The following is a 24,719-nucleotide window of genomic DNA, read 5'->3' as shown; positions in this document are numbered from 1 at the left end:
TGCGCGCCGCCCGAAGGATTGACGGTCGACGATGACGATTTCCAACACCCGCCCCATCACCACGGACCTTATCGCGTCGCACGGGCTCAAGCCCGATGAGTACGAGCGCATCCTGAGCCTGATCGGGCGCGAGCCGACATTTACCGAACTCGGTATTTTCTCGGCGATGTGGAATGAGCACTGCTCCTACAAATCCTCGAAGAAGTGGCTGCGGACACTGCCGACGAAGGGGCCGCGCGTCATTCAGGGGCCCGGCGAAAACGCCGGCGTTGTCGATATCGATGACGGCGACTGCGTCGTCTTCAAGATGGAAAGCCACAACCATCCGTCCTATATCGAACCCTACCAGGGGGCCGCGACCGGCGTCGGGGGTATCCTGCGCGACGTCTTCACCATGGGCGCGCGTCCGATCGCCGCGATGAACGCGCTGCGCTTCGGCTCGCCGGACCACCCCAAGACCCGCCATCTGGTGTCGGGCGTCGTGGCCGGTGTCGGCGGCTACGGCAACTCCTTCGGCGTTCCGACCGTGGGCGGCGAGGTTGAGTTCGACGCGCGTTACAATGGCAATATTCTCGTCAACGCATTCGCCGCCGGCCTCGCGAAGAGCGACGCGATCTTCTATTCCAAGGCGGAAGGTGTCGGGCTGCCGGTCGTCTATCTCGGTGCCAAGACGGGCCGCGATGGCGTCGGCGGTGCGACGATGGCTTCGGCCGAATTCGACGAGTCGATCGAGGAGAAGCGCCCGACCGTGCAGGTCGGCGATCCCTTCACCGAAAAATGCCTACTCGAGGCCTGCCTTGAGCTGATGCAGACAGGCGCCGTGATCGCGATCCAGGACATGGGCGCGGCTGGCCTTACCTGTTCTGCGGTTGAGATGGGCGCCAAGGGCGATCTTGGTATCGAGCTCGATCTCGACAAGGTGCCTGTGCGCGAAGAGCGCATGACGGCCTACGAGATGATGCTTTCGGAGAGCCAGGAGCGCATGCTGATGGTGCTGCGCCCGGAAAAGGAAGAAGAAGCCAAGGCGATCTTCGTCAAATGGGGTCTCGATTTTGCGATTGTCGGCAAGACCACGGACGACCTGCGCTTCCGCATCCTGCACCAGGGTGAGGAAGTTGCAAACCTTCCCATCAAGGAGCTCGGCGACCAGGCGCCGGAATACGACCGCCCGTGGACGCCGGCAAAGACCCCCTCGCCGCTCGCCACCAATGACATCCCGCAGGCGGACGTTGCCGAAGCGCTCCTCAAGCTTGTCGGTTCCGCTAACAATTCGTCGCGCCGCTGGGTGTACGAGCAATATGACACGCTGATCCAGGGCAATTCGCTGCAGCTGCCGGGCGGCGACGCCGGGGTTGTCCGTGTCGAAGGTCATGAAACGAAGGCGCTGGCCTTCTCCTCCGATGTCACGCCGCGCTACGTCGAAGCGGATCCCTTCGAGGGCGGTAAGCAGGCGGTAGCCGAGTGCTGGCGCAATATTACGGCAACCGGCGCGCTGCCACTCGCCGCGACGGACAACCTGAATTTCGGCAATCCGGAGCGTCCGGAAATCATGAGCCAGTTCGTTCACGCGATCAAAGGCATCGGCGAAGCCTGCCGCGCCCTCGACTTCCCGATCGTTTCGGGCAACGTGTCGCTCTATAACGAGACCAACGGCCAGGCGATCCTACCGACCCCGACGATCGGCGGCGTCGGTCTCATCAAGGACTGGTCGAAGATGGCACGTATCGGCTTTGCCGCAGCGGGCGAGACAATCCTGCTTGCTGGCGCACCGGAAAGCTGGGGCAGCCATATCGCCCAGTCGGTCTACATGCGCGACATCCACGGCCGCACTGACGGTCCCGCACCGCATGTCGACCTCGCGCATGAGCGCAAGGTCGGCGATTTCGTTCGCGGCCTGATCGAAGCGGGCCTTGCGACGGCAGTGCATGATTGCTCATCCGGCGGCCTCGCCCTCGCAGTGGCGGAAATGGCGATGGCGTCCGCCATTGGGGCGACGATCGATGCTCAGGTAGGGCATGATCCCATCCCGGTTTTCTACGGCGAAGATCAGGGACGCTACGTCGTGACCATTGCTGCCGGCAATCTCGATGCGGTGCTGGAACAGGCGAAGGCCGCGGGCGTTTCCCTCCCGGTCATCGGCAAGACCGGCGGCGACGCCGTCAAGCTCGGTGATGCGCGAGCAGTTGCAATCAAGGATCTGCGCTCGGCACACGAATCCTGGTTCCCGGACTACATGGGCGGCGACCTCGCGCCGGACAATTAATCCATGTCGCGCAAAAGTGCGCAGCGGTTTTGCGACAACGGCATGCATGAAGACAATGATCTAAAGCCGAGACACCGGAAGCGGCCGATTCAGCATTTGCTTTCCGCACGTGAATCATGGTTCCCTGAAGCCATGAAAGGCGTCGGCGACACTGCCGGCGCAGAATAAAAGGGAGTTGGCGTATCATGCCCATGACACCAGGCGATATCGAAGACATGATCAAGGCCGGAATTCCCGGTGCAAAGGTCACGATCCGCGATTTGGCCGGTGACGGCGACCACTATGCCGCCGAAGTCGTGGCCGAGGCGTTTCGCGGCAAGACCCGCGTGCAACAGCACCAGATGGTCTACAACGCATTGAAGGGCAATATGGGTGGCGTGCTTCACGCACTCGCTCTCCAGACCAGTGCGCCGGAGTAAGCCGGAATGGCGGACCTGATCAAGGAGCTCGTCAGCGGTGTCGTTGACAGCGCGCTGAAGGAGATCCTGAAGAAGACCGGCGCGAGGCGTTCCGCGACGAAGCGGACGAAGCGCCGGACCAGGAAAGCCGGTTCGGGCGGCGGTCTGCTCGCGGAGATCATCGAAGCCGCGGTGCGCAAACCGGCGAAGAAACAGGTAAGCCGTCGCCGCACGGCGGCCGCGAGGAGCAAGCTGCGCCGCCGCTCCTCGTAACCAGTGGTATCAAAGCCACATTTTGAGGACCATCAATATTTGTTGCGATTGGGTGGTGAAAATCACGCGCACGCATGCTATCTAAGCCCCAATCGACATCCGGTCCTTGAAGCCGGCGCAGGAAGGAAGACAAAATGAGCGGAATTCACGATTTCATCGATAACGAAGTCAAGACGAACGACGTCGTTCTCTTCATGAAGGGCACGCCGCAGTTTCCGCAGTGTGGCTTCTCCGGCCAGGTTGTCCAGATCCTCGATTATATCGGCGTCGACTACAAGGGCATCAATGTGCTTGCCGATGCGGATCTTCGCCAGGGCATCAAAGACTATTCCAATTGGCCGACCATTCCGCAGCTTTACGTGAAGGGCGAATTTGTCGGCGGCTGTGACATCGTCCGCGAGATGTTCCAGGCCGGCGAATTGCAGTCGCATCTTCAGGGACAGGGTATTTCCGTGAAGGGTGCCGCCTGACCCGGAAGGCTCCTTTCCAATATCGGGAAAGGCGGGCGACCGCCTTTTTTGATTCTGAAGCTATATTTCGACTGTCTAATTTCTAATGTGCTTCTCGAGCGACTGGCAATTTCCGGTCGCGGGGGAGCCTTCTCGATAGCATGACAAAGCTGCCCGCGAGGGGCACCTTTCATTCAGGGCATAAAAAAGCGGCTACCGCTTCGCCCGGACCTCCGCTCGCTTCTCGTCCTGACGAGCGAGCGCGTCCTACACCCGACGTGACGACCGGCATTCGCTGCTCGCCAGTTCGTTCGGAACCACTGACCGCATCGTTCGGGCCAGACGCGGCCTGCACCAGATGCGGAAACTCAACGCGTTGCAGCCCTCTCCCGCTCGGAGAGCAATTGTTTTCAAGACCCGATTGCCATACCCCGGCCATCAGCAGGACAAATGACATGACGAGGCCCATTGATCAGACCGCCACCCTCTCGGGACTGACGAAGTTCCAGTTCATCACGCTGATGGCAATGCTGATGTCGATCAACGCGGTCTCGATCGACATCATGTTGCCGGGCCTGCAGGAGATTGGCGCGAGCCTCGGTGTTGCCGACGAAAACGACCGGCAGTTTGTCATTACCGCCTACCTCATAGGCATGGGCTTCGCGCAATTGTTCTTCGGCCCGCTTTCCGACCGCTTCGGGCGAAAGGGGCCGCTGTTGGGCGGGCTGGCCTTGTACGGCCTTTGCGCGCTTGCGATCGTGTTCGTACCGACCTTCGCGGCGCTCCTGTTCTTTCGGTTTGTGCAGGGTGTGGGTGCGGCCGCAACTCGCGTTATCACTGTTTCCGTCGTGCGTGACGTGTATGGCGGCCGCCAGATGGCGGAGATCATGTCGCTGGTCATGATGGTGTTCATGATCGTTCCGGTCGTTGCGCCGAGCATAGGCCAGTTGATCATGCTCTTTTCGGAATGGCACATGATCTTCGTCGTGATCGCCCTGTTTGCAGTGACCATCGCCGTGCCGGTAGCCCTTCGGCTTCAGGAGACGTTGGCACCGGCCAATCGGCGCGCCTTCACAGTTTCAGTGATACTGGACGGCTTCCGCATCGTGCTGACGAACCGCTTGGCGCTTTTTTACACGCTGGCGACATCCGCCCTCCTCGGCGGCCTTTTCGGCTTCGTGAATTCGGCCCAACAGATCCTCGTGGGCGTATACGGGCTCGGCATCTGGTTCCCAGCGGTCTTCGCAGCTTTCGCCGGCATGATGGCGGTCGCGTCCTTCACCAGTTCACGCCTTGTCCAGCGATTTGGCATGCGAGCGCTGTCGCACGCAGCTCTTCTCGGTTTCACTCTGGCAAGCTTCGTCTGGGTATCCCTGTCGCTGATCGGGCCGCTGCCGCTGCCGCTCTTCATCATTCTGCACGCCGCGACGATGTTCCAATTCGGTCTGATCGCGGCGAACTTCAACGCCATGGCGATGGAGCCTCTTGGCCACGTGGCCGGAACGGCATCCTCCGTGCTGGGCTTCACGCAGACGATCGGCGGCGGCGTCATCGGTGCCTTTATCGGCCAAGCCTTCGACGGCACGGTGACGCCCCTCGCTGCCGGATTTTTCATTGTCGCCATTTTCGCTGTCGCCTTCGTGCTGATCGCTGAGGGTGGTCGGCTTTTCAGACCGCACAACCCGACCGTTTAACGCGACACGACATGGATGCGCGCACCGCTTCGTGCCGCTCCTCCTCCCAAAACTGCCTTTTCGGATATTCGACAATGTCTTCCGTCTCAGAACGATCTTCCATTCCTCAAAAAGCCGAACATGGCGACGGGACTTCCGGCGCGGCACGCATCCGCATGGGCATCGCCGAGTTCATCGTGACAATCGCGCTCATGACCGCCAGCGTCGCGCTTGCCATCGACAGCATGCTGCCCGCGCTTCAGAGCATCGGTCAGTCGTTCGACGTCGCAAATGCGAACGACGCGCAGCTTGTCATCGGCATCTTCCTGCTCGGATTCGGGCTCTCGCAGATTTTCTTCGGCAGCCTTTCCGACGCCTTCGGCCGGCGTATCGTGCTGCTCGGCGGCCTGGCCTTCTTCACGCTAACCTCATTCACCGCCTCGCAGGCCACGAGCTTCGAAGCGCTGCTTGTGATGCGCTTCGTGCAGGGGATCGGTGCCGCTGCCATCCGCATCACGACCATGGCAATCGTGCGCGATTGTTTCGGTGGCCGCGAGATGGCACGAGTCATGTCTTACGTGATGATCGTCTTCATGATCATTCCGATTGTCGCCCCTTCTCTCGGCCAATTCGTGATTATCTATGCAAGCTGGCACTGGATCTTCATCCTGATCGGCGGCATCGGTGCCGTCTTGTTCACCTGGGCGCTTACCCGGATGAAGGAGTCCCTGCCGTCGCAGGAGCGTCTGCCGCTTTCGGTCGGCGCCGTCCTCGCTGGATTCGGCACGGTACTGACGAACCGCATAACCTGCGGCTATATGATCGGGCTTACGCTCTTCTCCGCCGTAATCTGTGCTTACATCGTCAGCGTTCAGCAGGTCTTCGGAGAGGTCTACGGTCTTGGCGAGTGGCTGCCGATCGCCTTTGCAGGGACGGCGGGCGGCATTGCAGTCGCCAACTTCGCCAATGGCTTCTTTGTCCGCAGCTTCGGTATGCGCCGCATCTCACATGCGGCGATGATCCTCTTCACGTTGCTGGCGTCGATCGGTTTCGTACTGTCGCTTGCCGGCACGCCGGCCTTCGTCATCAGCTATTTGCTTTTCTCGATACTGCTGATGTTCTTCGCCGTCATTGCCACGAACTTCACCGCCATCAGCCTTGAGCCAATGGGACACCTTGCGGGGACGGCAACCGCGATTACCGGCTTCGTATCGACGACGGGCGGGACACTGCTCGGCGCCGCCGTCGGCCAGCTCTTCAATGGCACTCTGCAGCCCCTGTTCGGTGGCTTCGCGCTGTTCGGGCTGCTCACCATTCTCGCCACGCTCTGGGCAGAGAACGGCAAGCTCTTCACGCATCCCGGCGACAAGGATATGGCACACGAGCACGGCGGCCACATCTAGTGCGTGTCGGCGGCCGCGCACCGAGGGGCGCGGCCGGTTTGTACATTGCGACGCTCTCAGTTCACATCCAGTGGCGGCCCGGTGAACCGTAGATTGTGCCGGCCTGCGACCTCCACGATTGCCGGCATATCGTCGGGAACGGAGAACTGGCCCGCCGCCATTTCTACGAAGAATCCCTCGAAGCCGCCGGGTGTCAGGACCACGAGATGGCGGCAGGGAATATCCCCGACGACCTGGAAGGTATGCTCCGATCCACGGGGGACAAACACCGTCTCTCCCGGTCCTCGCATGAACTCTTCGCCTTCCAGCCAGAATTTGCATCGGCCCGTGAGGATCACGAAGATCTCGTCTTCGGCCTCGTGGATGTGTCGGGGAGGTCCGCTTCCGATCGGAGAAAGGCTGTCGACGATCGACATTTTGCCGTCGGTCGCCTTGGTGGGGAGAATTGTTTTATATTTGACGCCATTCCAATCGAAGGCATCGGCGTAAAAGATTTCGTTGTGCATGCTTAGCTCCGTCAAAGCGTTCCGATTGACTTGAGCTTATGCGGTGGAGCACTATCGGTCCAACCGATTGTACAGATATGACCTATCGTGAAAATCAATTTCGCAACGTTCGACCTCAACCTGATGCGCGTTCTCGACGCCATTCTGCGCGAGGGTTCGACTGTCCAGGCGGGCAAGCGGCTGAACATGTCCCAATCGGCAGTGTCGGGTGCGCTGGCCAGGCTGCGGCACGCACTGAAAGACGAACTCTTCGTCCGCCATGGCAACCGCCTGGTTCCGACCGACTATGCAAGGTCCATCGAATTGCCGCTTAGGGAGGAACTGGACCGGCTTGCAGTCCTTTTTGCGCCACCGAGCACGTTCGATCCCACAACGGCGGAGGGAACGTTTCGGATTACGGCAAGCGATTTCTTCGCGGAGATGCTGATGCCGGCGCTCGCGGATCTGCTGCGCAAGCAGGCGCCCAATATCAGGGCGCAACTCGTCGATCTCGTTCCGAACAGCTATATCGACAGCCTGGAGAAGTATCATGCCGATTTGGCCTTGATCCCGAACCAGCCCTTTCCAGACTGGGCTATCAGCCAGCCGCTCTTTTATTCGACCTTCGTCGTGATCACGCGAAGCAGCCATCCCCAACTGACAGCGGCGGGGTTAAGACCAGGCGAAATCGTTCCGATGGAGCTGTTCTGCGAGATTGGACACGTCCTTTTCTCGCCCGAAGGAAATTTCTCGGCCATGGGCGACGCCGCCCTGGCTAGGGTGGGCCGCCGCCGAAAGGTGATGATGACCTTGCCGGTGTTCTCGGGCGTTTGCCGCGCAGTGGCGGAAAGCGACCTGATTGCGTTGGTGCCGCGTCAGCTTGCCGAGCGGGTCGCTCCGCAGATCGGCCTGGAGATCTACCACCCGCCGATGCTGATTGATCCACCCTTGATCATCGCGGTCTGGCACCGACGTTCGACGTCCAACCCGCTCCACAGATGGATGAGGGAGAGGATCACCGGGTTGATGCGTCCCCTCAACGAAGGCAGCGGACTGCCATCGCCTAAAGCGCGTCGCATTCAATCGGACTCATGCGGCGCTTTTTAGGCCCCTATTTTCATGCATGTCGTTGTCCCAAAATGGCTGCACACTTTTGGGCGACATGCATTAGATGTTTTGTCAGACCGTGAAAACCTCTCGGCGCAACGCGTCCCAGCTCTCCTTGTCGGTCGCCAGAAGCAGCCCTCCGTTGGTATGGGCGGGCAGATACCGCGAGCCATCGAACCGGGCCGCATAGGCGCCCGCCTCTTCGGTGATCAACGTGCCGGCGAGGTGATCCCACGGCATCAGCTTCTGGTACATCAGGAAGTGCAGATGGCCGCCGGCAAAAGCGCGGTATTCATGGGCGGCGCAACGGTAACTGGTGGCGATCCTGACCTTGGCCAAATTGCCCATGACGATCCGTCGGTCGTCTTCCTTGTAGAAGGCCGTCGAAGCACCGCCGACCATGGCCTCGAGCGGCACGCCCGCAGTCACCGCCAACTTCTCCTGCGATCCATCGGGTCGGCACAGCCAGGCGCCTGCCCCCTTCTCCGCAATGACCCAGTCGTTGCCGAGCGGGTCATAGATGATGCCGGCGACGGTCTCGCCCTTGGCGACCACGCTTGCCATCACGCCGAAGAGCGGCAGGCCGGCGGCGAAATTGAACGTTCCGTCGATTGGGTCGACGACGATCGCGAGATCGGCACCAGCCAGCTTGTCGAGGAGTGCCGGATCGGCGGCGACGGACTCCTCGCCGATGAAGACGGCGCCGGGCGCGATAGCGCCGATCCCGGCCTTGATCAACCTTTCCGCCGCTTCATCCCCGTCGGTGACGAGATCGATCGCTTCCGACTTCATGCGCACGTCGCCCGAGCCGAGATTGCGGAATCGCGGCAGGATTTCCTTGACCGCCGCCTCCTGCAGAAGGTTGGCAAGCGCGGCGATGTCGACGGAATGGCTCATTCTTGGGACTCCGGAGAAAGGGATTGGAAATCGAAAAGCTTCGCGTCGAGCAGATGTGAAGGGTTCACGTGGCCAAGCGCGCGCAGCATCGTGTCCTTGCGACCGGGCATGCGCCGCTCAATGTCGGCAAGCATCGCCTTCATCGCATTGCGTTCGAGACCATCCTGCGAACCGCAGAGGTCGCAGGGGATGATCGGAAATTCCATCGCCGCTGCAAACTTCGCGAGGTCGTCTTCCGCTGCATAGGCGAGCGGTCTCAACACCATGAGATCGCCCTCGTCATTGAGAAGCTTGGCCGGCATCGATGCGAGACGCCCGCCATGGAAGAGGTTCATGAAGAAGGTTTCGAGAATGTCCTCGCGATGATGACCGAGGACCAGGGCATCACACCCCTCCTCCCGTGCGATGCGATAGAGATTGCCGCGCCTCAGCCGCGAACAGAGCGAGCAGTAGGTCGCGCCGGTCGGCACCTTTTCCTTTACGACGGAATAGGTGTCGCGGTACTCGATGCGGTGCTTGACGCCGATCGAAGTCAGATATTCCGGCAAAATGTGCTTCGGGAAGTTCGGCTGGCCCTGATCGAGGTTGCAGGCGATAAGTTCGACCGGCAGGAGCCCGCGCCATTGCAGGTCCATCAGCAGTGCGAGCAGGCTGTAGCTGTCCTTGCCGCCGGAAAGACCGACCAGCCAGCGCTTCGCGCCCTTCAGCATGCCGAAATCGTCGAGCGCCTGACGCGTCTGCCGCAGAAGTCGCTTGCGAAGCTTGTTGAAGGAAACGGACGACGGCATCCGGGCAAACAGCGGATGGGCGCCGGCGTCGAAGCCGGCGCCTTCCTCACCGACGATGCTGTTCATCCCATCGTGCTCTGACGATCGTGCGAGTTCCATGGCGACAGTCTCGGATTAGGCGGGGCAGCAACAGCTGCCCCAGGTGCATTAACCAGCACTTGCCCTGTCCGGCGCTGGAGATCAAGGGGAAACGGTCCGGAACGGCATTATCAAGGACCAAACACCGACCAGCCGGTGCGCGCGGCCAGCATTTCGAGCGCCAGCGAACCGAGCAGCGAATTGCCGTTCTCGTTGAGGCCCGGTGACCAGACGGCGACGGAAGCCTTGCCCGGCGCGACAGCCATAATGCCGCCGCCGACGCCGCTCTTGCCCGGCAGACCGACGCGATAGGCGAAATCGCCGGAGCCGTCGTAGTGTCCGCAGGTCAGCATCAGGGCGTTGATGCGGCGCGCACGTTGACGCGAGACGACCGAATGCCCCGTCAGGGGATTGGCCCCGCCGGCCGCCAGGAACAGGCCGGCCTTGGCGAGCTGGACGCAGGTCATAGCCAGCGCGCAATGATGGAAATAGACGCCGAGCACGTGTTCGGCCGGATGATCGAGCCGGCCATAGGACCGCATGAAATTGGCAAGGGCGACATTGCGGAAACCGGTAACCGTCTCCGAGCGCGCCACTTCGTGGTCGATCACGATCGTGTCGTCGTCGGCTAGATAGCGGACGAACTGCACGATTTCACCGATTAGCTCCTTAGGCGTGTGGCCTGCGAGGATGAGGTCGCTGATGGTGATCGCGCCGGCATTGATGAAGGGATTGCGCGGCTTGCCGCCTTCGTGCTCGAGCTGGACGATCGAATTGAAGGCTGAGCCGGACGGCTCGCGCCCGACCCGGTGCCAAATATTTTCGCCGTGTTTGCCGAGCGCCAGCGTCAGCGTGAACACCTTGGAAATGCTCTGGATCGAAAACGGCACTTCGGCGTCGCCGACCCGGTAGATCTGGCCGCCCGTCGTGACGATTGCCATGCCGAAACGGCGAGAGTCGACGCGCGCGAGCTGCGGGATATAATCGGCGACCTTGCCCTCGCCGAGCCGCGGCGTCAGCTCGCGGTAAATGTCATCGATGATCGCCTGCAGATCTTGCGGCGCGTTTTGCTCCGGCATGCGGCATTCCTCGATACTGATTGATCGACATCTTCGTACAAAAAAACCGCCCCTTTCCGGGCGGTTTTCGAAAACTCACAAGGCCGAAGCCCCGGATCAACGCGAATAGAATTCGACGACCAGGTGCGGTTCCATGACGACCGGGTACGGAACGTCGGAGAGAACCGGGACGCGGACGTAGGTTGCGACCATCTTGTTGTGGTCGGCTTCGATGTAGTCCGGAACGTCACGTTCAGCGAGCTGTACGGATTCGAGAACCGAAACGAGCTGCTTGGACTTTTCCTTGACTTCGATGACGTCACCCGGCTTGCAACGGTAGGAACCGATGTTGACGCGGACGCCGTTGACCTTGACGTGGCCATGGTTGACGAACTGGCGAGCGGCAAAGACGGTCGGAACGAACTTGGCGCGGTAGACGATCGCGTCCAGGCGCGATTCGAGAAGACCGATCAGGTTTTCCGGGGTGTCACCCTTGCGGCGCGAAGCTTCGGCGAAGATCGCACGGAACTGCTTTTCACGGATGTCGCCGTAGTAGCCCTTCAGCTTCTGCTTGGCGCGCAGCTGCACGCCGAAGTCGGAAAGCTTGGACTTGCGGCGCTGGCCGTGCTGGCCCGGGCCGTATTCACGACGGTTAACCGGGGACTTCGGACGGCCCCAGATGTTTTCGCCCATACGGCGGTCAATTTTGTACTTGGACGATTCGCGCTTGCTCATCGCATTTCCTTTCAATCGGTTACGCCGGCTTGTTGCCAAGCCGGATCAAGGAAACACGCCCTCCTCTGAGCCCATTTTTGGAACTCTGACAGGTCTCTCACGATCACGCGGACGCAAGAAACCACGGGACATGTCAAATGAAACACCGGGCATCGCTGCCCGGCGTTGGGCGGGTCTTTATGCTCGGATCGCTGATTTGTCAACGGAATATGACGGAAACATAGCGATTTTCGCCAGATAGCCGTCACTCGGCGGCTGCCCGTTCCCCGTTGCCGATATCCGGGCCGCTTGCATCCCCCGGCGCGGTTTCGCTGCCGAGGTCGGGGAAAGCCACGATACGCTTGCCGGAGAAATCCGCGTGCACCACGATCAGCCCATGCTCTTCGAAATAGCCGAGCAGCCGCCGCGCGCGCCGGGCGGAATGGGTTCCATAGGCGCGCGCGATCATCGCGTCCGAAGGACACGGCAGGCCACGCACGGCTGCCTGCGCCATCATCAGGAACACCGCTTGCAAGTCCTCGCTCACGCGGTCTGCAAGCCGGAGCGCCGATGCCCATGTCTCTGTCGCAGCCGTCTCGGCATCGACGCCCGACCGGGCGACGGCCATCTTGCGGCGGAAGGCGCTCAAGGAGAGCGCCGGCCCGGGCACGCGGCGGATACGGCAACGGACAAGAAAGTCCTGGAAGAGTTCTGCGTCCGGCCGGAATGCCGCGTCCGGATTGGCCAGGATCTCGGCGAACAGGCTGACGATCAGCGCATCGCGTTCCTCCGCCGACATTTCCGGCAGGGCGGGCTTGGTCTCCACCGGCGCCAAAGGCTCGGGGCGCGGTCGCGACAGCTCGGCGAGAATGTCGGTCGCCGGGCGCGGCTGCGGGGTGGGTCGGCGCATGTTGGGCCGTGTCAACTCTTCCGGATCCGGCGTGAAAATCAAGTCCTCGACATCCTGCGGCGCTTCCGGCAGCGGCATCAGCTTCGGGCTGGTGGAGCGGGCAGAGGTCTCGACGGAACCAATCGTCACTTTCAACGGTCGACGCGACAGCGCAGGCCCGAGCGCGACGAAAGAGCCGCGTTTCAGGTCGCGGAACATCTCGGCGGTGCGGCGGTCCATGCCGAGCAGATCGGCGGCGCGCAGCATATCGATATCGAGAAAGGTGCGCCCCATGAGGAAATTCGACGCTTCTGCCGCGACGTTCTTTGCGAGCTTCGCCAGTCGTTGCGTGGCGATGACGCCGGCGAGCCCCCTCTTGCGGCCGCGGCACATGAGGTTCGTCATCGCGCCGAGCGATACTTTGCGGACCTCTTCCGCGACATCGCCACCGACCGATGGCGCGAACATCTGCGCCTCGTCGACGACAACCAGGACGGGGTACCAGTACTCGCGGTCCGCGTCGAACATGGCATTCAGGAAGAAGCCGGCGCTGCGCATCTGCTGCTCGATGTCGAGACCCTCCAGCGAAAGCACACAGGAGACGCGGTGCTGGCGGATGCGCGTCGCAATGCCGATCAGTTCCGCATCCGTGCGCTCGCCTTCGATGACCACATGGCCGAACTTGTCGGCGAGCGTGACGAAATCGCCTTCGGGATCGATGATGCACTGCTGCACCCAAGGCGCGGACTGTTCGAGCAGTCGGCGCAAGAGGTGCGACTTTCCCGAGCCTGAATTACCCTGCACCAGCAGGCGCGTCGCCAGAAGCTCCTCGATATCGAGCGAGGCCGAAGTCCCTTCGGACGTCGTTCCCATGTCGATGCCGACTTTCATCCATACCTCGTTCATCACAGATTGATTCGCGATCCGTCGGGATCGTCAAACGAGCGACACGTAGCACGGTTTATCCCACGACTATCCCGCAGATTCCGACAACCCACAGGGAATACTTCGTTCCGCGCCGGCCTGAGGGGAAACTCACCGCCTCCCCTTCAATGCAAGGGAAAGTTGAATATTAGGGTCGCAGCATCTTTCTTAGGTTCCCGACCGTCTCCATATGAGTTTTGTCGTCACAGCCTGCTAGGGACAGCGATGCACCAGAACGAAACCAAACAACAATTCGAGATGTACAAGCTCGATGAACGCATGCGCGAAGCGCACAAAGATGCCCAGCGGGTCATATCCAGGAAGGAAGCGGCGCAAATGAAGGTTGCCAACGCGATTGTCGCTGGCGCCTTGGCTGTCCTTGTTGGCAGACTTTTGTTCTTGCTGGACGTTTTCTAAACGATAGCTTGGCTGGGTTTCGCCCGCTTATCGGGCACGGTGTTTGCAATCACGGTTAACCCAAAGCCTTGCATCAGCCGTCGTGTGGCGAAGTCCGGCTTTCCCGAGGTAAAGACCGCCGGATCGAAGCCGTTCAATGGCTCGAAACCGTTCGGCAGCGGCACGAGCGAGCGGGCACGCCGCGCAATCGCCTCGGCTGGATCGAGCCAGTCCACCGGCCAGGGCGCCAACCGCCGGAAGACGTTCGCCATGAAGGGGTAATGCGTGCAGGCGAGCACCACGATATCGGTCTTTTCCCCATCCCTCTCGACGAAACATGACGCGATCTCGCCCAGCACTGCTTCGTCATCGAGCTTCTCGCCGCGGATATAGGCTTCTGCCATGCGTGCCAGATTTTCCGAGCCGACAAGCCGCACATGGCATTGCGAAGCGAAGGACTGGATGAGATCGCGTGTATAGGCGCGTTTTACCGTGCCGGGTGTTGCAAGAACCGAAACCAGCCCGGAGCGGGTCCGCTCCGCCGCCGGCTTGATCGCCGGCACCGTGCCGACGAAGGTCATCTGCGGATAGGCGCCGCGAAGATCGGCGCCGACGAGCGTGAAGGCGGTGTTGCAGGCGATGATGCAGATTTCCGGGTCGTGCGCGGCGAGCAATTCGCCGAAGAGCGCTATCACGCGCTCCTTCAAGGCCCCCTCCTCCCAGCCGCCGTAAGGAAAACCGGCGTCGTCTGCAACATAGATGAAATGCCGCTCTGGCATTAGCACGCGCGCCTCGCGCAGCACCGTCAGGCCACCGATTCCGCTGTCGAAGACGAGTATGGGTTTCAGTTCACTCGTTGTCACCGCTGCCTTGCACTTTCCTGTTGCGCCCTGCCGGTGCACCGGAGCCGCGCGGATTTTCGCGCGTGAACCGGTCGAGCGAAGAGATGACGCCGCGCAGCACCTGGATTTCAGATTCGGTAAAGGATGGTCTCGTTAGAACAGCGCGGAGATTTTCGACCAATTTCGGCTTTTTGTCGGCGGAGCGGAAGTAATTGCGCGCTTCCAGGGCGTCTTCCAGATGCTCGAACAGACCCTGCAGATGTTCCTTGGTCGCCGGGCGCTGTGGGATCGCCTGGAACGACGTTTCTTCTTCCGATTCCATGCCGGTCTTCATCCACTCGTAGGACATGAGCAGCACGGCCTGTGCGAGGTTCAGCGAAGCGAAGGCCGGATTGACCGGGAAGGTCACGATCTCGTCGGCCAGCGCCACTTCCTCGTTGGTGAGGCCCGTGCGTTCGCGGCCAAAGATGATGCCGACCGCTTCCCCGCTTTTGAATCGCTGGCGCAGCGTGCGTGCGGCGATGATCGGCGAGCGCACGGGCTTGTAGCCGTCGCGGTCGCGGGCCGTGGTGGCGTAGACGAAGTTCAAGTCCGCGATCGCCTCCTCGAGCGAGCCATAGAGTTTGGCGCCATCGATGACGTGGTCGGCGCGGCTTGCAGCGGAGCGCGCCTTCTCGCTCGGCCAGCCATCCCGCGGATTGACGAGGCGCAGTTCCGACAGCCCGAAATTGGCCATGGCGCGCGCCACCATGCCGATATTTTCGCCGAGTTGCGGATAAGCGAGAATGATCGCCGGACCTTCCGTCAGTAGTTCGCGCTCGCTGTTGGTACCTGCCATTTCTCAAGCCTTCGCCTTCTGTTCGCCGCTTCCCTCGCACAATTGTTCACGAAATTAAAGTCCGGCGTCCATCAGCCTTGAAGACGACTACCCTCAGCAACGTGAAGTCGCTCCAGCGATATGGAGATCATCTCCAGCCCGAGTTGAGCGTCGTCCCTGGAGATCGGCAAGTGGCGTTCGACAGGTGCGGCCACCCGGCGTGTTTCATAGAAATAGGCTGCGCCATTCTCGCGGACCTTGCCGGCGGTCTCCAGGTTTCTTTCGATCTCGGCGACGAATTGGGCCGTGTCGCCATCGGCCGCGTTCGGCATTCGCCGGGCGAAGATGCGGGCCCAATAGGTGCAGCCCATGAAGACCGCCAGCGTCTGGCGCACATGGCCTGGGCGCGTGACGAGCTGCCAAGAGGCGCCGAGCGGTTTGGCAGCCGCCGCCAGATCCCTGTATGCGCGATCGAGCGCCTGCGATTGGACAATCAATGACAAACCCGATGTACCTTTCTTTGCATCTTCAAGCAGCGCCATCAAAGCGTTGCACCAGGCCTTAATCGCCGCATCAAGCGTGGTGCGCGTCCGCGTCGGAAAGACGAGAAAGGCAACCGCCGCGCCGGCGACCGAGCCGATGAGCGTTTCCTCGAGACGCAGTTGCAGAAGGTGTGGTGTCAAAACGCCCATCAGGCTGTAGACCAGCGAGAGGACGATTGAGATGAAGAAGGTCATCGCCGCGTAGGACACAGCCAGGAAATAGAACGCGAGGAAGATGCAGGCGGCGCTGAGCGGCAGGATGACATAGAAATTGCCCGCGACCGCTGTACCAAGCGCGATGCCGACGACAATGCCGAACAGCGTTCCCGCCGAGCGCTGCAGCGCCTTGATTGCCGTATCGCCGCGCGAGCGCGTGTTGGTGAAAACGAGGAACGCCGCCAGCACCGCCCAGAACCAGCGGTCCCGCGAAAGCATCAGCCCGAAGACCATCGCAATGCCCGTGGCGAGCGTGATCTGGATCGCCGTCCGCAGCGCGGGATCGGATAAGGAAAGTTGTAGGCGACCCGTCGAAGGCACACTGCTTGGAGTGGTTGCCGGATCCTGCAGGTCGCTTTCGGAGAGCGCTGTGAGGCTCCGCTGCAGCCGCCGGCGGACGTCGCGAAGCCACAGCAAGGCCTTGGCGGTCTCGATCTGCTTCAAGTTCGAAGCGTCAAGCCGCTTCATTTCGTCCTCGATCTTCTCGGCGTCGCGCGCCAGCATCGCTTCGACGAGGGGTGCTGGCGGCATCGCCTGAAAACTGAGGACAATGGCGCTCTCGGCGGCGAGATGAATGTCGAAGAGGTCGATGACCAGGTCCGAGGATGCAAGGCCAGGTTCCGGCTCCGGCCGCCGGTTCTCCGTCGGGATGAGGCTCTCGGCCATCAGCACCGCTTCCTTCAGCCGCTCTTCCTGAGCCAGCAAGCGGCGACGGTCTATTTCCGTGAAAACAGGCCTGCGGGCGGTTTCGGCCAGTTCGAAGAGGATCTGATCCACGCGCCGTTGAACGCTCGCGGCGGCGCGCAAGAGATCAAGGTAGCGATTGTCGGGAAGAAGACGGGTGCGCACGAGGTGCGCGACGGTTGCGGAGATTGCCGCGCCCATGAACAGCGCCGGCAACTGGTCCGGCGTAGGACGAAGATAGGCGCCGAGGAAATAGGACATGAAGGCGAACATGCCGACGGCGAACCAGCGCTGCCCGTAGCCCCGGCCATAGACCGCCAGGAAGATGATGATCAGGAAGATCACGTCGGATATGTAGCGGTGGCTTTCCAGAGCCGAGGCGAGGCTCACCATCGCGACGCCGACGAGGACGGCAATGATGCGGGTGACCAGCTGTTCGCGCGACGTGCGGTCCCTGACGGCGAGGCCGCCTTCGATGGACAGGGAGACGGCGAGACCATAAGCCGCCGGCGGCAACGGCGCGACGATGAAGTGAAACGCGATCAGCAGGCAAACAGAAATGACGATCGTGGAGGTGACGCGCGACGCCTGCCGCAGGCGGGAAAAGGCCGGATCGTTGGCCAGCAACCAATCACGCAAACGAAGCCGAAACGTCATGAGGCGCCTTCTGCCTTTCCGCGGAGGGGCGATGCCGGACGCCGCCGTTATCCCTTTGCATATCGTCTTCCGCGATCTTTTCAAGCACTGAAGCCGGGTCGCCAAACGATCCCCGCCTTGCACGCGGAAAGCCGCAGGCGACAGTCTCTCCTCCATCCAAAGTTTCACCCAAGCATGCTTTGCCTTGCCGGTTCACAATGCTATAGGGCTCTGGATTTCTCCCACCGGGGGGCATCGCGTCCGATGCTCCGCAAGCTACGAGGCATACCCATGGCAAAGATCAAGGTCGCCAATCCGGTCGTCGAACTCGACGGCGACGAGATGACCCGCATCATCTGGCAGTTCATCAAGGACAAGCTGATCCACCCCTATCTCGACCTCGATCTCGAATATTATGACCTCAGCGTCGAGAACCGCGACGCGACCGAAGACCAGGTGACAGTCGATGCCGCCAACGCCATCAAGAAGCATGGCGTCGGCGTCAAGTGCGCGACGATCACGCCGGACGAAGCCCGTGTCGAGGAATTCAAGCTGAAGAAGATGTGGAAGTCGCCGAACGGCACGATCCGCAATATCCTGGGCGGCGTCATCTTCCGCGAGCCGATCATCTGCAAGAACGTGCCGCGCCTCGTTCCCGGCTGGACCAAGCCGATCATCGTCGGCCGTCACGCCTTCGGCGACCAGTATCGCGCCACCGACTTCAAGTTCCCGGGCAAGGGCAAGCTTTCGATCAAGTTCGTCGGCGAAGACGGCCAGACCATCGAACACGACGTCTACGATGCGCCTGGCGCCGGCGTTGCGATGGCCATGTACAACCTTGACGAATCGATCACCGAATTTGCCCGCGCTTCGTTCAATTACGGCCTGCAGCGCAAGGTTCCGGTCTATCTCTCGACCAAGAACACCATCCTCAAGGCCTATGACGGCCGCTTCAAGGACATCTTCCAGAAGGTGTTCGACGAGGAGTTCGCCGAACAGTTCAAGACTGAAAAGCTGTGGTACGAACACCGCCTGATCGACGACATGGTCGCCTCGGCGCTGAAGTGGTCCGGCGGTTATGTCTGGGCCTGCAAGAACTACGACGGCGACGTCCAGTCCGATATCGTCGCCCAGGGCTTCGGTTCGCTCGGCCTGATGACTTCGGTGCTGATGACGCCGGACGGCAAGACGGTCGAAGCGGAAGCCGCGCACGGCACGGTGACCCGCCACTACCGCCAGCACCAGAAGGGAGAGGAAACCTCGACCAACTCCATCGCCTCGATCTTCGCCTGGACCCGTGGCCTTGCCCACCGCGCCAAGCTCGACGGCAACGCCGAACTCGCCAAGTTTGCCGACACGCTCGAACGCGTCTGCGTCGAAACGGTCGAAGCCGGCTTCATGACCAAGGACCTGGCGCTGCTGATCGGTCCGGACCAGCCGTGGCTCTCGACCACCGGCTTCCTCGACAAGATCGATGAGAACCTCAAGAAGGCAATGGCCGCCTAAACCGGCCAAATCCGCAGGAAGTCCTGGAACCCGGCCATGCGCCGGGTTTCTTGTTTTATCGGTCCCCCGAGCGCTACAGCGCGCATGGAACGCATACGCCACTCGCTCATTTCCCGATGGACGTTTCCAACCATGGACATGTGCGGAATGGAGCAAGCGGGATCAAAACCGGTGCGGCTCGTCGCTTTTGATATCGATGGCACGCTTCTCGGCGATGACGGGGCGGCGAATCGCTTTCGTTCGGCCTGGCAGGCGCTCGACGAGAGCGAAAGGCCGCTGCTCGTCTACAATAGCGGCCGGCCGATCAACGACATATTTTCGCTGGTCGATGTCGATCAGTTGCCGCCGCCTGAATACGTGATTGGCGGCGTCGGGACGATGATAGCGGACGCGCGCAGAAGGGAACGGTTGCAGGCGTTCACCGAAGCGCTTGGACCTCCCCTCGACGTCAAGGCCGTCACAGCGGTCATGGAGACGGTAGAAGGCGCGGTTCCGCAGGCGGCCGTCGACCAACATGCTCACAAGGCGAGCTGGCGTTTGCCGGACGCACGAGAGGAGGAAATCTCTGCCATCGGGCAACGGCTGGCAACCGCGGGATTGGACGTGAAGCTGGTCTATTCCAGCAGCCGGGATCTCGACATATTGCCGCGCGCCGGCGGCAAAGGCAGCGCACTCGCCTGGATCTGCCGGGAGCTTGCGGTCGATCTCGACGAGGTGGTCGTCGCCGGCGATACCGGCAACGACCGCGAAATGTTCGACATGCCGCGCGTGCGCGGCGTGGTGGTTGCTAATGCGCTTGCAGAACTGCGCCAGGCCGTCGAGCACGGGAGCCGGCATTTCCTCGCGCGCAACTCCCACGCCGACGGCGTGCTGGAGGGACTGCGCCACTGGGGCGTCATCGGATAGGTCCGGTCCTTCGGCGCGCCCTACGGCGCCGCGCGTCTTACCAGACTCTGTAGAACTTTGATTTGCTGCATCTTTCCTTAAATCGGCTACCTCCTGCGGAGATCAAGGGCTCGAATTTGTTCGGGGTAGCGACTCATATACTCTGACGTCGTCTAGTCCGCTTGCCCGCCACAGCGGAATCCCGAAAGTCTCGTCGATGCCCGATTCTCTCGTCCCCAAAACGGTAAGCGTCTTCAAGGAAGGATACGACGGCGCGCGCCTGAAGGCGGACGCCTTTTCGGGGTTGACCGTCGCCATCGTTGCCTTGCCGCTATCCATGGCCATCGCGATCGCCTCGGGTGTTACGCCCGACCGCGGACTGTACACCGCGATAGTCGGTGGGTTTCTGGTTTCGCTTCTCGGCGGCAGCCGGGTGCAGATCGGTGGCCCTGCCGGCGCTTTCATCGTGCTGGTGGCTGCAACAGGCGCCAGGCACGGTCTCGACGGCCTGCTGCTGGCTACGGCGATGTCGGGCGTGATGCTGGTCGCTGCAGGCTACCTGCGGCTTGGCAACTACATCAAGTTCATCCCTTACCCGGTGACCGTGGGGTTTACCGCCGGGATCGCGGTGATCATCTTCGCCAGCCAACTGCGCGATCTCTTCGGCCTCACCCTGAGCGGCCGCGAGCCCGGGCCCATCATCGAGAAGCTTGCGACGCTTGGTCTTGCCGCCGGTACGGTCAACTGGGCAGCAGTTCTGACCGCGGCGCTGACGATCGGCATCATTCTCGCGCTGCGCAAGCTGCGGCCGCACTGGCCCGGCATGCTGATTGCCGTTGCTGCCGCTTCTGCCTTCGTCGCTCTCCTGCAGTTGCCGACGGAAACGATCGGAACGCGCTTTGGCGGCATTCCTCGTGGTCTGCCCTCACCGGCATTCCCGCCGTTCTCGCTCGAGAAGGCGGGCGCCGTCTTTCCTGATGCCGTCTCCTTTGCGCTCCTCGGTGCAATCGAGTCTTTGCTGTCGGCCGTTGTCGCCGACGGCATGACCGGTCGCCGGCACCGTTCGAGCATGGAATTGATTGCGCAGGGGATTGCGAACTTCTGCTCGGCGCTTTTCGGCGGCATCTGCGTCACCGGGACGATCGCCCGCACGGCCACGAATGTGCGTGCAGGCGGGACCAGCCCGGCTTCCGGCATGCTGCATTCCGTCTTTCTCCTTCTATTCATGCTTCTCGCCGCTCCGCTCGCAAGCTACATCCCGCTCGCGGCGCTCGCCGGCGTGCTCGCAGTCGTTGCCTGGAACATGATCGAGAAGCCCGCGTTTATGGCGCTCCTACGATCCTCATATGGCGATGCGGTCGTGCTTCTGGCGACCTTCGTCATCGTCGTCTTCCGCGAGTTGACGGAAGGCATCGTGATCGGCTTCGCGCTTGGCGCGGTGCTTTTCATCGACCGCATGGCAAAGAGCATCTCGGTCGGAGAAACAAAACCACTGGTGGCCCTGAAGAAGGAAAATGGTGAGGAAGAACACCCGGTCGTCGCGGACGATCCGGACACGGTGATCTATCGGATCTCCGGTATCTTCTTCTTTGGCTCGGCCGCAACTGTCGGCACAGTGCTCGACCGCATCGCCGACCAGCGCCGGAACTTCATTCTCGATTGCTCGGAAGTGCCTTTCATGGATTCGACCGCTGCGAATGTCATCGAGGGGACGCTGCGGAAGGCCGAGCGGACGGGCGTGCGTTTTATCGTCACCGGCGCCAGGTCGCAGGTGCGGCGCACGCTGCGCCAGCATGACGTCCGGCCACCGCGTGTCGTGATGCGCGCCTCGGTTCAGGCGGCGCTCAAAAGCATCCGCGACGAAAAGAGCGCATGAAAAAGGGCGCAGCGGCGCCCTTTGCTCTGTTCACTCAAGTGCAGGTCAACCGGCGAGCGCTACGGCGACCGCCTCGATCGCTTCAGCTGCACGGTTGCCATCCGGTCCGCCGGCCTGAGCCATGTCCGGGCGTCCACCGCCGCCCTTGCCGCCGAGTGCAGCGGAAGCGACGCGCACGAGATCGACGGCGCTGACCTTCGAGGTCAGGTCGTCGGTAACGGCCACCACCGCGCTCGCCTTGCCGTCGCCGGAAACGCCGACGAAGGCGACAACGCCGGAACCGAGCGTCTTCTTGCCGTCATCGGCGAGGCTCTTCAGGTCCTTCGGCTCGACGCCGGACACGACCCTGCCAAGGAAGCGGACGCCCGCGATATCACGGGCGGCATCGGCCGAACCGTTCTGGCCATCTCCGGCGAGAGCAAGCTTCTTCTTCGCCTCGGTCAGTTCCCGCTCCAGCTTGCGGCGCTCGTCGAGCAGGGCCTCGACCCGTCCGAGAACATCCGCCGGCTGAACCTTGAGGGCCGATGCCAGCGTCTTCACCCGTTCATCCTGCTCGTTGAGATAGGCACGGGCCGCCTCGCCCGTCAGCGCCTCGATTCGGCGCACGCCGGCACCGACCGCACTTTCAGAAACGATCCGCACGAGACCAATGTCGCCGGTCGCCGATACATGCGTTCCGCCGCAGAGTTCGACGGAATAGGGTTTCCCGGCTTTCGCGCCGCGAACGCCCCGGCCCATCGAGACGACACGGACCTCGTCGCCATATTTTTCGCCGAAGAGCGCCATGGCGCCTTCCGCGATCGCATCGTCGACAGTCATCAGTCGCGTCGTCACCGGCGAATTCTGAACGATGATCTCGTTCGCCATCTCCTCGACGACCTTCAACTCGTCGGCCGTCATCGGCTTCGGATGCGATACGTCGAAGCGCAGCCGTTCCGGCGCGACAAGCGAGCCCTTCTGTGCCACATGCGTGCCAAGCACCTCGCGCAGCGCTTCGTGCAGGAGGTGGGTCGCGGAGTGGTTGGAGCGCAGCCGCCCGCGACGCGCATGGTCGACGGTGAGCGCGGCCGCCTCGCCGGTCTTCACGCTGCCTTCGGCGACAACACAGTAGTGGACGAAGAGCCCCTCGCCGCGCTTCTGGGTGTCGGTGACCGTCAGCTTGCCGGTGTCCGTCGTGATGACGCCGGTATCGCCCATCTGGCCACCGGATTCGCCATAAAACGGTGTCTGGTTCAGGATCACCTGAATGCTCTCACCCTTGGCAGCGGATTCGACCACAGCTCCATCGCGGACGATCGCCTGGATCACGCCCTCGGCGGTCTCGGTGTCATAACCAAGGAATTCCGTCGCGCCGTGCTTTTCTTTGAGCTCGAACCAGATCGTCTCGGTTGCGGCCTCACCGGATCCGGCCCAATTGGCGCGAGCCTCCGCCTTCTGACGCTCCATTGCCGCGGAAAACGCATCGGTATCGACCGTGATGCCCTTGGCGCGCAACGCGTCCTGCGTCAGGTCGAGCGGGAAGCCGTAGGTGTCATAAAGCTTGAAGGCTGTTTCGCCGTTGAACTGGTCGCCCTCGGAAAGATCTGCCGAGGCTTCGGATAGGAGGTTCAGACCGCGCTCAAGCGTCTTGCGGAAGCGGGTCTCTTCCAGCTTCAGCGTTTCCGAGATCAGAGCTTCGGCGCGGGCAAGCTCCGGATAGGCGCGGCCCATCTGCTCAACGAGCGCCGGCAGGAGCTTCCACATCAACGGCTCCTGCGCGCCGAGCAACTGGGCATGGCGCATGGCGCGGCGCATGATGCGGCGCAGCACATAACCGCGGCCTTCATTCGAGGGCAGGACACCGTCGGCGATGAGGAAGGCGGAGGAACGCAGATGGTCGGCAATGACGCGGTGGCTTGCGCGGCGGTCGCCTTCTGCCTTGACGCCGGTTGCTTCTTCGGAAGCAGCAATCAGCGCGCGGAAGAGATCAATGTCATAGTTATCGTGCTGGCCCTGCAGCACGGCCGCAACACGCTCCAGTCCCATGCCGGTATCGATCGACGGGCGCGGAAGATCGATGCGCTCCTCCTTGGTGACCTGCTCGTACTGCATGAACACGAGATTCCAGATCTCGATGAAGCGGTCGCCATCTTCTTCGGCCGAACCGGGTGGTCCGCCCCAGATCTGCTCGCCATGATCGTAGAAAATCTCCGAGCACGGACCGCAAGGGCCGGTATCACCCATCGCCCAGAAGTTATCGCTGGTCGGAATGCGGATGATCCGGTCGTCGCTCAATCCGGCGATCTTCTTCCAGAGGCCGAAGGCTTCATCGTCGGTATGATAGACGGTAACGAGCAGGCGCTTGGCGTCGAGCCCGTATTCCTTGGTGATGAGGTTCCAGGCAAGCTCGATCGCCCGTTCCTTGAAATAGTCGCCGAACGAGAAGTTGCCGAGCATTTCGAAGAAGGTGTGGTGCCGGGCGGTGTAGCCGACATTGTCGAGATCGTTGTGCTTGCCGCCGGCGCGCACGCATTTCTGCGCCGTCGCAGCCGTCGAATAGGGGCGCTGCTCGAGTCCGGTAAAGACGTTCTTGAACTGCACCATGCCGGCATTGGTGAACATCAATGTCGGGTCGTTGCGCGGCACCAGGGGGCTCGACGGCACGATCTCGTGACCGTTCTTGCGGAAATAGTCGAGAAACATCGACCGGATTTCATTCACGCCGCTCATCTTGCGTCCTATCTGTGCACCATTCGCGGTCGCGACCGCACTTTTCGCCGGCTGCGCACCACTGTCTTCAACCCCGCGTCTATCGGCAATAGACACACCCTCCAGCAACGTCGGTCCGCCGGAACCTCAGGCTTTTATCTTCCGTGTCCCACGCTGTCCAGACGGCAGCAAAAAACCGGCCGTCTGGAAAAACGACCGGCTTTATCCAAAA

At 61.7% G+C, this 24,719-nt stretch carries 21 protein-coding genes; 11 read left to right on the top strand and 10 right to left on the bottom strand.

The genetic code is table 11. The features are described from left to right. Nucleotides 1–31 precede the first annotated feature (31 nt). The 6 genes from purL to GHK62_RS20360 all read left to right on the top strand — a co-directional run bounded on the left by purL (nucleotide 32) and on the right by GHK62_RS20360 (nucleotide 6,459). Entirely contained in the window at nucleotides 32–2,263 is a 2,232-nt protein-coding gene (purL, locus tag GHK62_RS20385) for a phosphoribosylformylglycinamidine synthase subunit PurL (RefSeq protein WP_153440929.1), read from the top strand. Between the two features lie 185 nt (nucleotides 2,264–2,448). Then, the gene (locus tag GHK62_RS20380) at nucleotides 2,449–2,682 is read left to right on the top strand and encodes a BolA family protein (RefSeq protein WP_057248940.1); all 234 of its coding nucleotides are present in this window, start codon (nucleotides 2,449–2,451) and stop codon (nucleotides 2,680–2,682) included. A gap of 6 nt (nucleotides 2,683–2,688) precedes the next feature. Continuing rightward, nucleotides 2,689–2,934, top strand: coding sequence for a hypothetical protein (locus GHK62_RS20375; protein ID WP_153440928.1), 246 nt, complete (start codon nucleotides 2,689–2,691; stop codon nucleotides 2,932–2,934). 134 nt (nucleotides 2,935–3,068) lie between these two features. After that, on the top strand, nucleotides 3,069–3,404 hold the full coding sequence (grxD, locus tag GHK62_RS20370) for a Grx4 family monothiol glutaredoxin (RefSeq protein WP_153440927.1): 336 nt from the start codon (nucleotides 3,069–3,071) through the stop codon (nucleotides 3,402–3,404). 434 nt (nucleotides 3,405–3,838) lie between these two features. Beyond that, nucleotides 3,839–5,077: a multidrug effflux MFS transporter gene (locus tag GHK62_RS20365; RefSeq protein ID WP_153440926.1), complete on the top strand. Its 1,239-nt coding sequence runs from the start codon at nucleotides 3,839–3,841 to the stop codon at nucleotides 5,075–5,077. A 74-nt stretch (nucleotides 5,078–5,151) separates the two neighbouring features. Next, nucleotides 5,152–6,459, top strand: coding sequence for a multidrug effflux MFS transporter (locus GHK62_RS20360; protein WP_153440925.1), 1,308 nt, complete (start codon nucleotides 5,152–5,154; stop codon nucleotides 6,457–6,459). Between the two features lie 56 nt (nucleotides 6,460–6,515). On the opposite strand, the gene GHK62_RS20355 is transcribed toward GHK62_RS20360, so the two are convergent. Further along, nucleotides 6,516–6,965, bottom strand: a complete 450-nt coding sequence (locus GHK62_RS20355; RefSeq protein ID WP_153440924.1) for a cupin domain-containing protein — start codon at nucleotides 6,963–6,965, stop codon at nucleotides 6,516–6,518. Nucleotides 6,966–7,052: 87 nt separating this feature from the next. Between GHK62_RS20355 and GHK62_RS20350 the strand changes: the two genes are divergently transcribed. Then, nucleotides 7,053–8,051 carry a LysR family transcriptional regulator gene (locus tag GHK62_RS20350; protein ID WP_327791073.1) on the top strand — a complete coding sequence of 333 codons (999 nt, stop codon included), beginning with the start codon at nucleotides 7,053–7,055 and terminating at the stop codon, nucleotides 8,049–8,051. Between the two features lie 72 nt (nucleotides 8,052–8,123). Here the strand turns inward: GHK62_RS20350 and GHK62_RS20345 are convergent, their stop codons facing one another. From GHK62_RS20345 to GHK62_RS20325, 5 genes are all read right to left on the bottom strand, one after another. Then, entirely contained in the window at nucleotides 8,124–8,948 is an 825-nt protein-coding gene (locus GHK62_RS20345) for an inositol monophosphatase family protein (RefSeq protein ID WP_153440923.1), read from the bottom strand. Further along, a complete protein-coding gene (gene ttcA, locus GHK62_RS20340) occupies nucleotides 8,945–9,835 on the bottom strand; it encodes a tRNA 2-thiocytidine(32) synthetase TtcA (RefSeq protein ID WP_153440922.1) in 891 nt (296 codons plus the stop codon). The genes GHK62_RS20345 and ttcA overlap by 4 nt, the downstream gene beginning before the upstream one ends. Before the next feature lie 110 nt (nucleotides 9,836–9,945). Continuing rightward, nucleotides 9,946–10,893, bottom strand: coding sequence for a glutaminase (locus GHK62_RS20335; protein ID WP_153440921.1), 948 nt, complete (start codon nucleotides 10,891–10,893; stop codon nucleotides 9,946–9,948). A gap of 96 nt (nucleotides 10,894–10,989) precedes the next feature. Further along, entirely contained in the window at nucleotides 10,990–11,607 is a 618-nt protein-coding gene (gene rpsD, locus GHK62_RS20330; protein WP_153440920.1) for a 30S ribosomal protein S4, read from the bottom strand. Between the two features lie 244 nt (nucleotides 11,608–11,851). Further along, nucleotides 11,852–13,366: a helicase HerA domain-containing protein gene (locus tag GHK62_RS20325; protein WP_153440919.1), complete on the bottom strand. Its 1,515-nt coding sequence runs from the start codon at nucleotides 13,364–13,366 to the stop codon at nucleotides 11,852–11,854. Nucleotides 13,367–13,624: 258 nt separating this feature from the next. On the opposite strand from GHK62_RS20325, the gene GHK62_RS20320 reads away from it, so the two are divergent. Beyond that, nucleotides 13,625–13,816, top strand: a complete 192-nt coding sequence (locus tag GHK62_RS20320; protein WP_153440918.1) for a hypothetical protein — start codon at nucleotides 13,625–13,627, stop codon at nucleotides 13,814–13,816. Here the strand turns inward: GHK62_RS20320 and murI are convergent. The 3 genes from murI to GHK62_RS20305 form a co-directional block, all read right to left on the bottom strand. Then, entirely contained in the window at nucleotides 13,813–14,658 is an 846-nt protein-coding gene (murI, locus tag GHK62_RS20315) for a glutamate racemase (RefSeq protein WP_184108747.1), read from the bottom strand. The two genes, GHK62_RS20320 and murI, sit on opposite strands and share 4 nt — an antisense overlap. Further along, a complete protein-coding gene (locus tag GHK62_RS20310; RefSeq protein WP_153440917.1) occupies nucleotides 14,645–15,475 on the bottom strand; it encodes an RNA methyltransferase in 831 nt (276 codons plus the stop codon). The genes murI and GHK62_RS20310 overlap by 14 nt, the downstream gene beginning before the upstream one ends. A 71-nt stretch (nucleotides 15,476–15,546) precedes the next feature. After that, the gene (locus GHK62_RS20305; RefSeq protein ID WP_153440916.1) at nucleotides 15,547–17,553 is read right to left on the bottom strand and encodes an FUSC family protein; all 2,007 of its coding nucleotides are present in this window, start codon (nucleotides 17,551–17,553) and stop codon (nucleotides 15,547–15,549) included. A 270-nt stretch (nucleotides 17,554–17,823) separates the two neighbouring features. Between GHK62_RS20305 and GHK62_RS20300 the strand changes: the two genes are divergently transcribed. The 3 genes from GHK62_RS20300 to GHK62_RS20290 all read left to right on the top strand — a co-directional run bounded on the left by GHK62_RS20300 (nucleotide 17,824) and on the right by GHK62_RS20290 (nucleotide 21,799). Beyond that, the gene (locus GHK62_RS20300; protein WP_153440915.1) at nucleotides 17,824–19,038 is read left to right on the top strand and encodes an NADP-dependent isocitrate dehydrogenase; all 1,215 of its coding nucleotides are present in this window, start codon (nucleotides 17,824–17,826) and stop codon (nucleotides 19,036–19,038) included. Between the two features lie 147 nt (nucleotides 19,039–19,185). Next, on the top strand, nucleotides 19,186–19,944 hold the full coding sequence (locus GHK62_RS20295; RefSeq protein WP_234886973.1) for an HAD-IIB family hydrolase: 759 nt from the start codon (nucleotides 19,186–19,188) through the stop codon (nucleotides 19,942–19,944). A gap of 196 nt (nucleotides 19,945–20,140) precedes the next feature. Then, nucleotides 20,141–21,799 carry a SulP family inorganic anion transporter gene (locus tag GHK62_RS20290; RefSeq protein ID WP_153440913.1) on the top strand — a complete coding sequence of 553 codons (1,659 nt, stop codon included), beginning with the start codon at nucleotides 20,141–20,143 and terminating at the stop codon, nucleotides 21,797–21,799. Nucleotides 21,800–21,844: 45 nt separating this feature from the next. Here GHK62_RS20290 and alaS read toward each other — a convergent pair whose 3' ends face one another. Next, a complete protein-coding gene (alaS, locus tag GHK62_RS20285) occupies nucleotides 21,845–24,508 on the bottom strand; it encodes an alanine--tRNA ligase (protein WP_153440912.1) in 2,664 nt (887 codons plus the stop codon). Nucleotides 24,509–24,719: the final 211 nt, after the last annotated feature.

Source organism: Sinorhizobium terangae (assembly GCF_009601505.1).
GTDB classification, from domain to species: Bacteria; Pseudomonadota; Alphaproteobacteria; order Rhizobiales; family Rhizobiaceae; genus Sinorhizobium; species Sinorhizobium terangae.
The sequence above is the reverse complement of the archived record's forward strand: the minus strand, read 5'-3'. Positions and strand labels throughout refer to the sequence as shown.